At 39.2% G+C, this 16555-nt stretch carries 11 protein-coding genes; 9 read left to right on the top strand and 2 right to left on the bottom strand.

The window, feature by feature from the left end:
• Entirely contained in the window at positions 1–927 is a 927-nt protein-coding gene (locus B4Z90_RS19410) for a ring-cleaving dioxygenase (RefSeq protein ID WP_286803015.1), read from the bottom strand.
• A gap of 363 nt (positions 928–1290) precedes the next feature.
• Between B4Z90_RS19410 and B4Z90_RS19405 the strand changes: the two genes are divergently transcribed.
• The 9 genes from B4Z90_RS19405 (at position 1291) to B4Z90_RS19365 (ending at position 15283) form a co-directional block, all read left to right on the top strand.
• Positions 1291–1776 (top strand): nuclear transport factor 2 family protein, encoded by a 486-nt coding sequence (locus tag B4Z90_RS19405; RefSeq protein ID WP_070565661.1) that lies wholly within the window; start codon positions 1291–1293, stop codon positions 1774–1776.
• A gap of 130 nt (positions 1777–1906) precedes the next feature.
• Positions 1907–2731, top strand: coding sequence for a glycoside hydrolase family 16 protein (locus B4Z90_RS19400; protein ID WP_286803013.1), 825 nt, complete (start codon positions 1907–1909; stop codon positions 2729–2731).
• 144 nt (positions 2732–2875) lie between these two features.
• A complete protein-coding gene (locus B4Z90_RS19395) occupies positions 2876–3475 on the top strand; it encodes a helix-turn-helix domain-containing protein (RefSeq protein WP_254667692.1) in 600 nt (199 codons plus the stop codon).
• 184 nt (positions 3476–3659) lie between these two features.
• Positions 3660–5000, top strand: coding sequence for a DUF5690 family protein (locus B4Z90_RS19390; protein WP_286767074.1), 1341 nt, complete (start codon positions 3660–3662; stop codon positions 4998–5000).
• A gap of 32 nt (positions 5001–5032) precedes the next feature.
• Positions 5033–6187, top strand: coding sequence for a TIGR03364 family FAD-dependent oxidoreductase (locus B4Z90_RS19385; RefSeq protein ID WP_112376237.1), 1155 nt, complete (start codon positions 5033–5035; stop codon positions 6185–6187).
• Positions 6188–6513: 326 nt separating this feature from the next.
• On the top strand, positions 6514–10434 hold the full coding sequence (locus B4Z90_RS19380) for a response regulator (protein ID WP_286767073.1): 3921 nt from the start codon (positions 6514–6516) through the stop codon (positions 10432–10434).
• A gap of 4 nt (positions 10435–10438) precedes the next feature.
• Positions 10439–10795 (top strand): response regulator transcription factor, encoded by a 357-nt coding sequence (locus tag B4Z90_RS19375; protein ID WP_070570518.1) that lies wholly within the window; start codon positions 10439–10441, stop codon positions 10793–10795.
• Between the two features lie 4 nt (positions 10796–10799).
• Positions 10800–11867, top strand: a complete 1068-nt coding sequence (locus B4Z90_RS19370; RefSeq protein WP_286767072.1) for a hypothetical protein — start codon at positions 10800–10802, stop codon at positions 11865–11867.
• Complete coding sequence (locus B4Z90_RS19365; protein WP_286767071.1) at positions 11861–15283, top strand: sulfatase-like hydrolase/transferase; 3423 nt, start codon at positions 11861–11863, stop codon at positions 15281–15283. Before B4Z90_RS19370 ends, B4Z90_RS19365 begins: the two co-directional genes overlap by 7 nt.
• On the opposite strand, the gene B4Z90_RS19360 is transcribed toward B4Z90_RS19365, so the two are convergent.
• The gene (locus tag B4Z90_RS19360) at positions 15280–16521 is read right to left on the bottom strand and encodes a YaiO family outer membrane beta-barrel protein (RefSeq protein ID WP_286767070.1); all 1242 of its coding nucleotides are present in this window, start codon (positions 16519–16521) and stop codon (positions 15280–15282) included. The genes B4Z90_RS19365 and B4Z90_RS19360 overlap by 4 nt on opposite strands.
• Positions 16522–16555 lie beyond the last annotated feature (34 nt).

Genomic DNA, 16555 nt, shown 5'->3' with positions numbered 1-16555 from the left:
TTAATCGATTTTTGGCAATGTCTGTTCAATCTGCGAACGATAGCTTTCATATTGTTTTGGCAATTTGAGTGCCGCTCCTAAAGTGGATAAGTGTTCATCTACTGTAAACCCGGGATTGTCTGTCGCGATTTCAAATAAGACACCGCCAGGTTCACGAAAATAGAGTGAGAAAAAGTAATCTCTATTTATTTTTTCTGTGATATTCAGCCCTGCCGAAAGGACCTTTTCGCGATACTCCATCAATACATTATCATCCTTTACCCGGAATGCGATATGATGGTTTGTGCCGGCCGCATTTTTGCCATAGGGCAGATTTTTATCCGCTATTATGTCGACAATGTTTGCTGTTTCAATGCTGTCAGTTGTTAATCTATAGCGGTTCTCATCCTGCTGATGAAACGAATAACCTAAAATATCGGTCAATACGCGTATAGTTGGATCTGCTTCTTTTAATGAAAGCGTGACATTATGGAATCCTTTTAGCGCATGATCTGCATTGATGTCGGTAGTTGTCCATGCCTTTCTAGGGTCGTTAGTTTCAATAAACTGAAGTTGCAATCCATCGGGATCATTAAATGAAATCAGCTTCTCTCCAAAAATCTCATTTTCCTGTAAACTAATCTGATGTTCCGCTAAGCGATTTTTCCAGAAATCCAAACTCCCTTGAGGTACGGCATAGCCAATATGAGTCGCCATTCCCGCTCCTGGAGTACCCTTTCCGATACCTTCCCAAGGGAAAAACGTAAGAATCGTTCCTGGTTCGCCCTGTTCATTACCGAAATAGAAGTGGTAGGTGCTTGGGTCGTCGAAATTAACTGTTTTTTTGACAAGGCGTACGCCCAGTACTTTTGTATAGAAATCGAGATTTCGCTTTGCATTGTCTGCTATCGCCGTAATGTGATGTAGTCCTAATATTTTATTTTCCATAGCTGATAATTTTATTTTCTTAACTGACGTAAAGTTACATCGCGCAATAAGGAATTTTATTGAACTAGATTAATAAAAGCGATAATTGTCATTTTTGTTTTTATAGCAATACTGATTTTCGAAAATATATAAAAAACACCTGAAGTTGGGGACTTCAGGTGTTTAACCTAACCAATTATTAACCTAAATTTATGAAATGTATATTTCTGAATATTATACTATAGGAATAAATCCAATTATCATGCCAATATTTATAAAGTAAAAGACCTCAGATAAAAGCTGTTTATATTGTATAAATTAGGTAAATTGGAGTGTGCTAAGGTGAGGTGTGAATCGATGACTTCAATTAAAATGGATTTAAAGATGAAAAATAGAATAATGGTTAAGGTTATGACTTTCTCTGTTTTATTGCTAACGCTGGGTTGTCAGCAACCTTCGACAGATGAATCCAAAGAAGCTGCGCAAAAACAACTTGACGAAAACAAAGAGAATAAAAGAATCGTTTTAGATTTTTATCAGCAAATGTTTGGTGATAAGGATATTTCTGCAGTTGACAAGTACATTTCTCCTCAGTATATCCAACATAATCCCGCTGTTGCGGATGGGGCAGCAGCGTTTAAGCTCGCTGCGACAAAGTGGTTTGAAGGGCAGCCTAAGACAAAGATTGATGTACAGCATATTGCTTCGGACGGCGACTTGGTCTTCATACACCTAAAAAATAAGAATCCAGATGGTAGCCTTAAATCGACAATCGATATCTTCAGATTGGAAGAAGGTAAAATCGTAGAGCATTGGGACGCGCAGCAAGATGTACCTAAGAACGCGGCAAATGCTCACCCTATGTTTTAAGGAGTTTGCGCAATCTCATTTTTTGCGTTTGAATCTTTGTTTCTATTAATTTTTAGCGGAGTTGTCGGTTATGGTAATTTATGTCTAAATTTAGGCCTAAATCATTTTTTGCGAAACCACTATTTTAATTATGAAGAGAGTCCTAAGCCTAAGTTGTTTTTTCTTACTATTTTCTGCATGTAGTGTTTATTATAGTCCAAAAGAATATCCTTATGTGTATATGCAAAAGAAGGATCGTGAGCTTAAAGAATGGAAGCTGGTATGGGAAGAAAACTTCAATTCCCCAAAGCTAGATAGTAGTAAATGGTCCCGGATTCCAGCAGGGGAAGCCGATTGGAATCGGCATATGAGCATGGATGACGCCTGTTTTGGATGGGAAAATGGTGAGTTAATTCTCAAAGGAATAAAAAATACAGACAAAAATAGCGATTCAAGACCATTTTTGACAGGCGGGATATGGAGCAAGGGGAAGTTTGCTTTTCAGTACGGACGCATAGAAATCAGAGCCAAGCTAGGAAGTGCAAAAGGAGCATGGCCTGCCATGTGGATGCTGGCGGAGTTGGACAAGTATGGGAAATATCCTAGAAATGGTGAAATCGATATTATGGAGCATCTTAATTTTGACAATATCATATACCAGACCACGCATTCCTATTATACGTTGGATCTGGGGCAAAAGGAGAATCCGAAACATTTTGGTACCGCTTCGGTCAACACTGACGCGTATAATATATATGGTATAAGCTGGTATCCCGACCGTATCGTATTTCAGTTAAATGGTGTTGACACCTTTACTTACCCAAGAGTTGATGGTGTAGATCCCTCTCAGTGGCCTTATGATCAACCCTTTTATCTTTTGATTGACCAACAGTTGGGCGGAAGCTGGGTTGGTGAAGTGAATCAAGACAAGCTACCCGTTGAGATGCGTGTTGACTGGGTTAAAGTTTACCAATAGTACTCACCAATGCTGAGCAAAATGAATGATGAAAAAAAATCTACTGTTATTGAACCTCAGTTTTCTGAGAACAGTAAAATATCATAATTTTATAGGTGACCTATGTTTAAGTGATAAAAACTTAATATACACGACATCATAAAAATGTTTACTTTTGGCCAAGTTATGGAAGATAATACGATATTCAAGATTAGCAATAAAATTAAGGAAATTCGAAAAGAAAAAGGAATTACCATACAGGAAGTTGCCGATAGAGCGGGTGTAAGCAAGGGGCTTATTTCGCAGATTGAAAATAACAGAACAATACCCTCCTTACTCGTATTGATTAATATCATCAATGCACTGAATATTGATCTTAACGAGTTTTTTAAAGATTTTAATTCTGAATTGGATTCAGGCCCTGTGGTCGTTCGGAAAAAAGATACGTATAGTCCGTTTGAAAAAGAGTCGGCGATAGGTTTTCATTATAAACGGATTTTTACAACTGCGATGGATAGTTCGACCATGGATATTGTTCTTTTGGAGTTGCTTCCAGATGCAGAACGCCCCATGGTGGAGACCGAAGCCTATGAATATAAATATATCATTAGCGGACAGGTGGAGTATATCTTCAATGATCAAAAAATTAGCTTAGCGGAGGGCGATTCGATTTTCTTTAATGGACGACTATCACATACACCGCGCAATGTTGGAAATGGAAAGGCCGTCATGCTAATTGTATACTTTTTTGAAAATAAGAAATAGATAATAACACGTTAAGTATTAGAGCATCATTGAATCATTCAATGATGCTTTTTTTATTTTATACTTTTCGTATTACAAATGGATAATTATATTTGTTTATAAATACTTAACAAAAGTTTAGTCTTGTGTTAATTTCCAAAATTTACTTTTGATTGCGGACGATGAGGTCTGTTAACAAGTTTAGATGATGGAGTTAAACCAACGAATAAAACGACGCATAAATAGACTGGATGAGAAATCTGTGGCTATTGTTCTGGCTGTTACAGCATTTTTATGTTATACGAGTATGTATTCATTTAGAAAGTCATTTACGGCATCTGCCTTTGCAAATGATACTATTTTTGGTGTCGATTATAAAGTCTGTATGGTGGTCATTCAAATGCTGGGCTATTTGTTGTCAAAGTTCTATGGCATTAAATTTATTTCTGAAAGTAAACAACGTAATAGAGGACGGTATTTAATCGCATTGATTTGTATTTCATGGATAGGGCTTTTGGCATTTGCACTTTGTCCAAGGCCTTGGAATGTTGTCTTTCTTTTTATCAATGGTTTTCCATTGGGAATGGTTTGGGGATTGGTATTTAGTTATTTAGAAGGAAGGCGTTTTACAGAGATTATGGGGGCAGTAATGTCCGTGAGTCTGATTTTTGCTTCTGGACTGATAAAAACTGTTGGACGGTGGTTGATGTCTTCTTTTCATATTAATGAATTTTGGATGCCATTTTTGACGGGTTTACTTTTTTTTCTACCCTTTATTTTGTGCGTATGGATACTTGAAAATGCCCCAGAACCTACAACGGAGGATAAGAAGCTACGGACAGAACGCGTTGCAATGAACAGTCAAATGCGAAAACACTTTTTTAAAACCTTTATGCCCGGGATTGTATTGACTATTATCGTGTACACGATGCTTACTATTTTACGTGACGTGCGGGATAACTTTGAGGTAGAAATCTGGCAGATGTTACATGTAAAAGGAGCGGGTATTTTTGCAAAAGTTGATGGGACTATTTCCTTAATTGTATTGCTGTTGGTGAGTTGTCTTATCATGGTTAAAAACAATCTTAAAGCGTTTAAGTTGATTCACTATATGATCATTATGGGGTTCCTTACTGCAGGTATTTCTACCTATTTGTTTACGAGGCAATGGATTGATGGTTTAAGTTGGATGTTGCTTGTCGGTTTGGGGTTATATATGGCATACATTCCTTATAACGCTATATTTTTTGAAAGAATGATCGCTACATATCGTATGAAAAGTAATATTGGTTTTGTGATGTATATGGCTGATTCAATCGGCTATTTGGGTAGTTTTCTGATATTGGTGAACAAAGAGTTTATGCCAAATTCTGTTACCTGTGGAAATTACTTTATTCAATTGGTTTTTTCGGCGTCTATTATCGGAGCGATTTTGGGCATCTTCTCCCTACTTTATTTTATTCGAAAAAAAGAACAGATGAAAGAAAGCGACGATGAGTTGTTGGCTCCTTGGCATGCGACAAAAGGAGAAGTACAAATTAGTTAACTATACTTTTTTATGATATTCTATTTATAAAGATGAAAACAAATACATATGATTTAATTATTGTTGGGGGCGGGATTTTAGGGACCTTTCATGCCTATCATGCGTTACAAAAGGGGTTACGTGTGCTCCAACTCGAAAAGGATAATTTTCCCGTGGGATCTACCGTTCGTAATTTTGGACAAGTAGTGCCATCGGGGATGGCCGGTGAATGGTTTGATTATGGTGTACGTGGACTTGAAATATATCAATCTATTCAGCGGGAGATGGATATATCCGTTAGAAAAAATGGTAGTATCTATATTGCTTCAGATAATGATGAAGTTCAGGTACTTCATGAGTTATCTAAGCATTATCAAGCGAAAGGATATGAACATGAACTTTGGTCGAAGGAACAGGTTTTATTGAAATATCCTGTGATGAATGCTAGTTATGTTAAAGAGGCCATCTTTTTTCCGCAGGAACTCAGTGTAGAACCCGAGTCAATGATTAGACAGCTGCATATTTATATGCAAAATAAGTTTGTGGACTATACGTTGAAATACGATACGACAATTGTGGCCTGTGAGGATAAAAATGATGCTGTTGTTGTCACAAGCAGTACGTTGCAAAACTTTGAAGGGAAGAAATTGCTTATTTGCAATGGATACGAGTTTAAAATTTTATATCGTTCCTTATTTGACAATAGTGGACTTGAAATTAGCAAGTTGCAAATGATGCGAACGAAACCTTTGGCCCATATCCATTTGCCAGGGAATATTTTAACAGGACTGACCATTCGTCGATACGAGAGTTTTGAAGAATACTGCCCATCTTTTCAAACAATTCCATTGCCTGATCACTATCAGGAGCTACGCAATTATGGAATTCATATACTTTTTAAACAGGCCACGGATGGTAGTATTATTATCGGTGATTCGCACGAATATGCAGCGGGCAACAGACTTGATGAATTGGGCTTCGCTGTGAATTCCTATATCAATGAATTGATGATTACAGAAGCCAACCGTATCATGCCGATGGAGCGTGCCTCGATTTCATCCTCTTGGGCAGGTTATTATTCGCAGCACAAAGATCATATTCTTGAAATCGACGTTAGCTCAAAGATACATGTTAGAACCGGTATCGGAGGGAAGGGAATGACAGCAAGTGCCGGCTATGCCGAACAGAGTATTGAAAAACTTTTTTAACTTATACCTATCGCAGAGCCCCGCTATCACATTTAGCGGGGCTCTTTCGTTTTTAAGCTATTTTCTGGATCAATTTATCCAAATGCACTGTAGAATTAAAGTTCCCGCTTTCTTAATAAGGTAAAAACGATATAAAATTCAATTAGTAAATAACTAAATTATGAAGAAGGTGTATGGATAATCTTTTTATAGCACCAATTATTTTTGCAGTTGATTGTTCTTTATAAAACATTTATCTGAGCAATATTTCCTTATTGTTTAGGCGTTAAACAATGTTTTTATTAACTTCACGGTCACAATAAACCAGATCTAAATAGTAGAAGTGAATGGCAAATAATGTTTTTCCTGAAAATGAGTTAAGAAGGATAGAAAAATTAAAGTCCTATGAGTTAATGGGACTCGGGAAAGACCCTGAGCTGGATGTTTTTGCGCAGGCGGCCTGTCTGATTACAGATTGTCCCGCAGCGTTAATTGCCATGATGGAGCAAGACACACAACGTATTCAAAGTTGCGTTGGTATGGAGTTGGATACCGTTGACAGGAAGAATACAGTCTGTCAATACACCATAATGAGTAAGGAGGTCCTCGTCATTGAAGATACTTTTGAAGACCCACGCTCGTCTTCCAATCCATTGATTCGCGAGGGAAATATCCGTTTTTATGCCGGCGTTCCGCTCCTGGATGATGATGGCGATGCGCTTGGAACGATCTGTGTCATTGATTTCCATCCGAAAACGCTTTCGGATAAACAAAAAGACTCGTTGGAGGAGCTGGGCAAGGCAGTAACCAAAATATTATTGGGAAAAAAACGAAAAGTTCAGGCTGGTTATTTCTCCGAAATTTTTCACTTGACGAACAATATTATTTGTGTATTGGATGAGGCGCGCAAGGTAAAAGAAGTTAACCCCGCATTTAGTAAAGTCCTGGGATTGTCCAGGTCGAATAGTTTAGGCAAATCTATTTTTACCTTATTGGGAGATACTGAAAGGGAATTAGTGTCGGACTTAGGTCGGGTTGAGGAAACCAAATACGGCGTTCAATCAACGAGTAGGACTAAAATAGAGAATGGCCAAGTTGTTGAAATTGAATGGCATTTCAAATATGATCCAATAAATCATGATATTCTGGCTTTTGGCAGAAACGTAACAAAAGAGCGCGAAGAAAAACTCAAGTTGGAGAATTCTGAACGTAGATTCCGTAGCTTTTTTGAAAATGCGATCGGTCTGATGAGCATGCATGACTTGGACGGTAATATTCTATCCGTTAATGAAAAAGGAAGGGAGATATTGCGGTATGCCAAAGAAGAGGTAAAAGGACTTAACCTCAAGAAATTGGTGCCGTCTCATCATGTCGGTCTTGTTGAAGAATATCTCAAACGTATTGCAAGCAACAAAGAGGACTCGGGAATGATGGTTCTTCAAACAAAAGATGGTGAAGACATTTCTTGGCTATACCATAATATGTTGGAAACGGATGAAAATGGACGATCTTATGTTGTCAGTACGGCCTTGAATATGACGGATCGACTGCGCCTTGAAAATGATCTTTTGCATACCAAACAAATCCTGGAGCAGACCAATGCTGTCGCTCAGGTAGGCGGATGGGAGGTCAATTTAGCTGAAAACAAGGTTTATTGGTCCGACTCCACGAAGTTAATTCATGGTGTGGATCCTGATTTTACACCTGATTTTGAACATGCAATCGGATTTTATGAGCCAGAAAGCCAGGTTATTTTGCGTGGAATTTTTGAAAACGCCGTTAAAACAAGAACACCCTATGATACCGAATTGCGTCTATTAAAACAAGATGGTGAATCAATTTGGGTGCGGGTAAAAGGCATTCCCGAATTTGAAAATGATGTGTGTAAACGTGTTTTTGGAATTATTCAGGATATTGATAAAAGTAAATCGCTATTCTTGGAACTGGAACGCAAAGAATCTATGTTACGGGCTTTTGTGGATTATGTTCCTGCTTCGGTTGCTATGTTTGACCGAGACTTTAACTATATTTCGGTGAGTAATCAATGGTTGGAAGATTTTCACGAAGGAGTAAGTTTGCCGCCAAATAGTAACTTTTTTCAATTGTTTCCAAATATACCGGAAAATAGAAAAAAAATCTACCTTGATGCGCTGGAGGGAATACCGTATAAGAATACGGATGAAGTCATACAGGCTGGTGGACTTGCCGAAGCACAACATTTCAATTGGGAAGTAAGACCGTGGCATCTCGCTGATGGAAGTATAGGTGGGATCATTATTTTTACACAAAATATCACTGAATCGGTTAAAATAAATGATGAATTAAAATTAGCGAAAGAGTTGGCCGATCTGGCGAGTAAGGCAAAGTCCGAATTCCTCGCCAATATGAGTCACGAAATTCGAACACCATTGAACGGTGTGATTGGATTCTCCGATTTGTTATTAAAAACACCATTAAATGACACACAGTTACAATACTTAGGCTATATCAATGAATCTGGAAATAGCTTACTCAATATTATTAATGATATTTTAGACTTTTCAAAAATCGAATCCGGTAAGCTTGAATTATTTGTCGATAAGTATAATGTATATGATGTAGCGAATCAGGTTATTAATGTTGTTCTCTATCAAGCACAACGCAAAGAAGTCGAACTGCTTTTGAACATTGAACAGGGGCTGCCGGCTTTTGTTTGGATTGATGAGGCACGTATTAAGCAAGTATTGGTGAATCTATTAGGTAACGCCGTTAAGTTTACGGAAAAAGGTGAGATTGAATTTAAGATCAGTAAACTTCGCAACGATGAGGATAAATTGACCTTACGTTTTTCGGTTAGAGATACGGGGATAGGAATTCCACCAGAGAAACAACAACGCATCTTTGATGCCTTTACACAAGAAGATAGCTCCGTCAGTAAACGATACGGCGGCACGGGACTAGGCTTGACAATCTCCAACAACCTCCTGAAATACATGGGTAGTAAATTGAATCTGGAAAGCGAACTGGGCGTCGGATCGACGTTCTATTTTGATATCGAGGTCCGATGCGAAGAAATGGAGGAGGAAGATACAGACTTACCGTTAAATCGTGTCCTCGTTGTCGATGACAATGCTAATAATCGGATTATCCTTCAACATATGTTGGCCTATAAAAATGTTGAGTCTGTCCTCGCAGAAAACGGTATGGAAGCCTTACAGTTGCTGATGAAAGGTGAACGATTCGATGTGATTTTAATGGACTATCATATGCCTATCTTATCGGGTCTGGAAACGATAGAAAAGATTAAGGAACTCTTTAGAAAACAAGAAGAAGGCATTCCATTGATTGTATTACATACTTCCTCGGAAGAGCATGAGGTGATTTCTGCATTTAGACAGGAGGAGCGGTCATTCTGTCTACTTAAGCCGATTAAATCTGAAGAACTGTATTCGACTTTAAGAAGGGCGATACAACAAAATAGGGAAGATGCTGTGCAAGTAAAGGCGAATGCAAACTTATCGTTATCATCAGAATCGTACGGTCAAGACGTTCAGGTGCTCTTGGCAGACGACAATGCCGTTAACATGGCGCTTAATTTACGCATGATGGCTAGCATCATGCCTGGCGCCCAGTTAACCGAAGTTTCTGACGGAGCCCAAGCCATTCGTGCTTGCAAAGAGAAACAATTTGATTTTATTTTGATGGATGTTCAGATGCCCGAGGTCGATGGTATTGAAGCAACCAAGCAGATCCGGCAAATGTCCTCCTATGCTGAGACACCTATTATCGGTGTTACTGCCGGTAATATTTCAGGCGAAAAGGAACGCTGTCTGGAAGCGGGAATGTCAGACTTTCTAGCTAAACCTATTCGTCAACAGGATTTATTCAAGGCCTTGGAAAAAGCCATGTTATCGGTTAAACCCAGTGCTGCCGAAGCCTCGGATCTGGAAGATTTGGACGAGCATCTGGATATGCGAAGGCTGGAAGAACAGGCTGGCGATGATCCCGCATTTTTAACCTTTTTTCTGGATTTGGTCGTCCGGGAAATAAAGGGGTCTAGAAAGCAGTTAAAGGAGGCCATTGATACAAACGATATTGTACGCATCAAAGAACTCCTTCATAAGTTGCGGGGAACTTCATCGACAGCCGGACTTATTAAATTGGCTCAAATGACCAAGGACCTTGAGATCAGCCCAACGATTGAAACAGACCTTGCGATCGCTTTTGTTGCCATCGAACAAGAAATGGATATCGGATTGGAATTAATTGCAAAAATCTTAAATAAATAATGATATGTTGATTTTAATAGCGGAAGACGACGAATTGATACTACGTACTGTTGAACACAAATTAGTGAAAGAAGGACACGAAGTGGTGCTGACCAGAAATGGCCGTGAAGCCATCGAGAAAATTAATGAACTGAATTTGGATTTAGTTGTAACGGATATTATGATGCCCTTTGCTTCTGGTATTGAAATTCTTTCGGCAATAAAGAGTATCGGAAAGAAAATCCCGGTTATTGTATTATCGAGTATGGGCCAAGAGGAGGTCGTGGTGGATGCATTTGATTTAGGCGCATCTGATTTTATGGTTAAGCCATTTAGTCCAAACGAACTGATTCTTAGGATAAAACGCCTGATAAATAAATAAAATTATGCACCACCATATCGAGCTACATGAGCTTATTCTGGCGATTGTTATCGTATTGATTTTAGTACTATTATTGATTATCACAGTACTGGGATACAGCTTTTATAGCTATAGAATCCTTCATAATAGGCAATCTTGGCGACAGATCATCGAGTACAAAATTATGGAAACTATAGTAGGTGGCGATGAGAATGGCGATCGAGACCTGGAGTTTGCGAAATACCTGAAGGAACCTTCTTTTCGGGCTCTTTTTTTGGATGTATTAGTTGACTCGGATCGAAAATTTTCTGGTGGAGCGAAACAATCGATCAATAGGTTGTTTCATGATTTTAAATTGGAGGATGAGGCTTGGCGAAAGCTTCGGCATAGAAAAGCTTATCTGGTTGCGGGTGGGGTTCAAGAGCTTGCCGCGATGAATGTTGAACCGGCAATCCCTGAGATAACAGCCAAGCTTAATGATCCCCGTACTACGGTATATCAAGAAGCACAATATGCGATCGTAAGTTTTAAGGGATATGAGGGACTTGGTTTTTTGGACCATTTCGATCGTCCCTTATCTGACTGGCAACAATTGCGTTTATTGTTTTCTATTCATGAAATACCCGAGCTTTCGGAGTTACATGTGGATACCTGGCTTAAGAGTTCAAATGATTCTGTCGTCGTATTTACATTGCGTTTGATCCGAAAATTTAGATTGATGACTTTTTATACCGAAGTTTTTAGCCTATTGGATCATCCATCTACGAAGGTTCGTGTACAAGCCATACGAACGTTGCAGGCTATTGAGAACAGTGGGACAATTCAGCAATTTATGCAAAATTTTGATCTGCAACCAATAGAAGTTCAGATCGAAATCCTTAAAGCAATGAAGATTGCCAAAAGTAGAGAAAGTGAGTATTTTCTAAAGGATCAACTGTGGAATCATAACCAAGTGTCAATTAAAATTTCTGCAGCAGAAGTACTCGTTGTACTGGGCGAAGAACAGTATTTGCGCGAGATTTCACAACGTGAAGATACATACGACGAACTTACACAAATTATTAAACACGCTTTGCAAGAGAAAAAATGTTAGAGTTTTCCCATATCGTATACGAAATTATAGTTTGGTTATTTTTGCTTTATTCGGCAGCAGTATTCATTATCTATACTTGGATAGGGCTATACGCTTATGGAGCGGTGTTTCGTTACAAACACAATAATACATTTACGGATTATAGTATTATTGCCACCAACCCCAACGCGCCAACATTCAGTCTGATTGCGCCAGCATACAATGAAGGGATGACCATCGTTGAAAACGTACGTTCATTATTGTCGCTGTATTATCATAATCTGGAAATTATTATCGTTAATGATGGTAGTAAAGACGACTCAATTTTGAAATTGATAGCTTCTTATGAACTTGAACCAACGTCCTTTTTTGTTCAGGGAACTATTGAGACCAAGGATATAAGGGGGATCTATAAGAGCAAAAATCCAGCTTTTAAGAAGCTGATTGTTGTTGACAAGGAAAACGGCGGTAAGGCTGATGCGCTCAATGTCGGCGTTAATATTTCTTCGGGAGATTATATCGTCTGTATTGATGTGGACTGCATTTTGGAACAGGATGCTATTCTAAAATTAGCAAAGCCATTTTTGGAGCAGACCGACAAACGGGTTATAGCCTGTGGCGGAGTTATACGTTTGGCTAATAACTGTAATGTCGTGAACGGTTCGGTGGTCGACGTTAATCTACCAAAATCATGGTTGGGACGTACGCAGGCTTTGGAGTATATCCGCGCTTTTATTTTAGGCCGTATGGCTTGGTCCAGGGCTTCGGGATTAATTCTTATTTCCGGGGCATTTGGCGCTTTTGACCGGGAGATTGTATTAGCGTGCGGGGGCTATGACCGAAATACGGTGGGAGAAGACATGGAACTCGTTGTTCGTATGCGCCGCTATATGGAGGAGCAAAAGCAAGCCTACGAGGTGGTCAACATTCCTGATCCATTGTGCTGGACGGAAGTACCCGAGTCAAAAGAAGTATTGCGTAAGCAGCGCAATCGTTGGATGCGGGGCACGATGGAAACCTTATGGAAACATCGAAAACTCATGTTCAATCCCAAATACGGCCGTTTTGGTATGCTCAGTATGCCTTATTGGTTTTTCTTTGAATTCTTGGGACCCATTGTCGAATTTACGGGCTATATTGTTTTTCTAATCTTTTTAATTCTAGGAATAATCAATTGGCCATTTTTCGTTGCACTATTTGCACTGGTGATTGCTTCCGGAATTTTGTATTCGATCTATGCCATCTTGGTTGATCTTGTTAGCCATCAGGTTTATTCGAAGAAACGAGATCTTTCCACCCTGATAACTACCGCGATACTAGAACCTTTATACTTTCATCCCATTGTTGTTAAAGCTGGGGTACAGGGGGTTGTTGATTACTTTCGCAAGCAGCATGGCTGGGGAGAAATGACACGGCAAGGCTTTCAACAAAAAGATGCCAATGAGTCGGTTTGGAAATACCTTGGTCAGCGATTAACTCTGTCGTTACAGAGCTTAGGACCTGTTATGTTGGTTGTCTTTGCCTTGTATATGTTATCTGTTGGTGTCGAGTGGTGGTGGTACGGTCGTCGATTTTCTCAGCTTTCGGAGTCACATGCCGGGAAATACCTGTTTTTGGATAACATCTTGTTTATCTTTCAATCCTTGGCCTGTTTGGGAATCGGCTATTTATTGCTTCAGTTCATCAGCAGTTTTTGGGCAAGACTTCTTATGGTCATATCGTTCTCGTTTATTGTCGTTATGCAATTCATCTTGTTTTTGTATTTTGGCGAATCGAGAAATTTGCTTGGGGCTGATATGTTCTATTACAGTTCGGAAGAGATGAAGCAAATTTTGGAGGCCAGTGGTATGTTGAGTTTTACCAATATTGCTTTACTTTTATTATTGATCGTAATTTCTTGGGTTCCCCTTTGGGTAGCCAATAAACAGACATTCAAAAAGGCTTATGCGAGTATTGCACTGTTATCTTTGGGGATCATATCGTTTTTTGTCTCCTCGGCTTCGCTTTTGGGGGGGAGCTCCGAAAAAGATGAATTCGTCGCCAACGCAAGCCGGAGTAAGTGGCGTTATTTTTTCGATTCCAATTTTACTAATTACGTGGATGAGCACCCTGGGATGCTCGCTATGTTCAATAAAGACGACGATGATGCAAAAGTGGTAGATACTAAATTTCCCTTTTTGAAAAAAGAGGATACTAAAGATTTCCTAGGGGCATACATGCAGAAAACGGCGAAAGTACCCAATTTGGTCATTCTTGTTATCGAGGGTTTAGGACATGCCTATAGTGCTGAAAATGGCTATATTGGCAACTTTACACCTTTTATAGGTACATTGAAGCAACAGTCTTTGTATTGGGATAATAATATGAGTTCCTCGGGTCGGACATTTTCCGTTTTGCCGACCATAACAGGTTCGTTGCCTTTTGCAACACATGGATTCCTGGAACAAGACACCTTGCCTGACAACTTTAATCTATTTAATATTCTGAAGAGTAATGGATTCAATACTGGGTTTTTCTATGGCGGTCATTCTAATTTTGATTTCATGAAAAAGTTCATGGATTATAATAAAATAGATATGCTCATGGACCAAGCCACATTCGGACCTCCTTATAAAAAATTGCCCGAAAAGGGTGGGGAGAGCTGGGGATATGAAGATCAAGCTGTCTTTAGCAAACTTCTTGAAGTACAGAAGGTACAGGAACACCCTTATTTCCATGTTCTTTTGACACTATCAACCCATAATCCGTTTTTGATTAATAATGCGGCTCATTATGAGCAACTATTTGATCAACGTATCGCAACATTGAACCTTACACCCGAACAAAAAAAGTGGGCTTTGGAAAACCGTACCCAGCTTGTTTCGGTGCTGAATCTGGATGATGCGATGGAGCAGTTCTTTAATGAATATAAAAAGAGACCAGATTTTGCAAATACTATTTTTGTCATAACTGGGGACCACGCGATGCCTGAGATACCCTTGCAAAGCAAAATCGATCGTTATCATGTTCCACTGTTGATTTATTCACCACTTTTGAAAGGGCCAAAGACTTTTCATCATTTTGTTAGCCATTTTGATGTCGCCCCTTCCATATTGGCCTACTATCGCGAGAATTTTGGGATGAAAACTCCTACACAAGTTACCTGGATCGGTCAGGGGCTTGACAAGGGCACTTCAGCTCAGGGTGATGGCATTGCCATGATGCAGAGTAAAAATCAATTGATAGATTTTGTAAAGGGCAGTTACCATCTTTCCGATGGACAACTGTATAAATTGGATGGAATACTCAATGAAGATGCCACCGCGGATAATGCGAAAGAAGAATTGTCCAAGCGCTTTGAACTATTTAAGCGCAAGAACAAACTCTTTTATACCCAGAAGCGACTTCTTCCAGACAGTGTGTATACAAATTACTTTAATAGAACAAAGAAGAACTAGAATTTTCGAATATAACCAAGGATGATGTCCAATTGATTTCCTTTCTCTTTTGGCCTGAATTCTTGGTTATAATAGGTGCCCGAAATTGAAAATAGGTTACTTTGTTTCACCGAGAAGTTATACTCGGCACCTACTTTGAATGTCTTTAATTTATAGGAAGCGTTGTCCAATAGATTATTTCGGTTTTCTTCGGGGCTCAGACCCGTTCCGGCACTAAATCCGAAGTAATCGTTTGCTCCTTTTGTATAATAGCGGACTGTTCCGGTATAGGATTGGGAAATATTCTTTTCGCCCGGTGTAAGATAAGTCCTCAGATTGAACCAAAAGTTTTGGTAATATTTTCCTACTGAAGCCGTGTACATCCAGATGTTGTCACTAAAATAAAGCTGACGATATCCGATCTCTCCCTCAAAGCTGTTCGGAAGATTGGCATAGAGAGACACGCCAGTTCTATATTTCGCAAAAATCCCCACATTATTGGAGTATCCAGCACCCACGTAGAGGTAAAATATCTTTGAAAGACGCGGATAAGCCTCCATCTCGAATTGTACGCCGTTTTCTGCAAATTTATTTGCATAGTTGGTCCTGAAAATAACTGACCCTATGGGGGTTGCCCGCTTATAACTTAAGCCGACAATGTGCCAATTATGATCAAACTGTTTGTCAAAATAGACGAAGTTGTAGGTCAGACCGATTGCGTTTTTAGCCGTATATTCTTCAATACTTTTTGCCAGTGCTCGAGCTTCTGTGTTTTTAGGATTAATTGCCAATAAACTATGAATTGCCTTTTCGGCAGCTTCATAATGATCGTTGCCATAACTAATTTTACCTTTTAACAGAAGTAGATCCTGCGACTGCGGATGTAGGCTAAGCCCTTTGTCTGTAATTGCAATAGCTTTGTCAGTCTGATCATTCCAATATTCCAATGAGGCATAGGCTAAAAAGAAATCTTCATCACTTGTATTCTTTTTGTCCAGTTCTGTGAAGATGGTTCTTGCCGAATCAATTTTATCCGACCAGGTATAAAGCCGCCCGAGAAAGATGCTAATATCGGTGTAATCCGGTGCTTGAAGTAGCGCCTGTTTGGATAATTGAATGGCTTGCGGATAATCTTTTGAATCAAAGGCTACCTTTCGCGCTTTTACAAAGAGATCGTCAGCAGTGAGTTTCGTCTCTTGCGCAATTGAAAATAAGGGTAATAAAGAGAGGGAGAGTAATGGATAAATTACTTTTTTCATTCCAGATCGTAAAGTTGACATTTAAGCTTGCTAA

Source organism: Sphingobacterium sp. UBA5639 (assembly GCF_002421245.1).
Taxonomy (GTDB): Bacteria; Bacteroidota; Bacteroidia; order Sphingobacteriales; family Sphingobacteriaceae; genus Sphingobacterium; species Sphingobacterium multivorum.
This window is presented reverse-complemented; position numbering and strand designations above follow the sequence as displayed.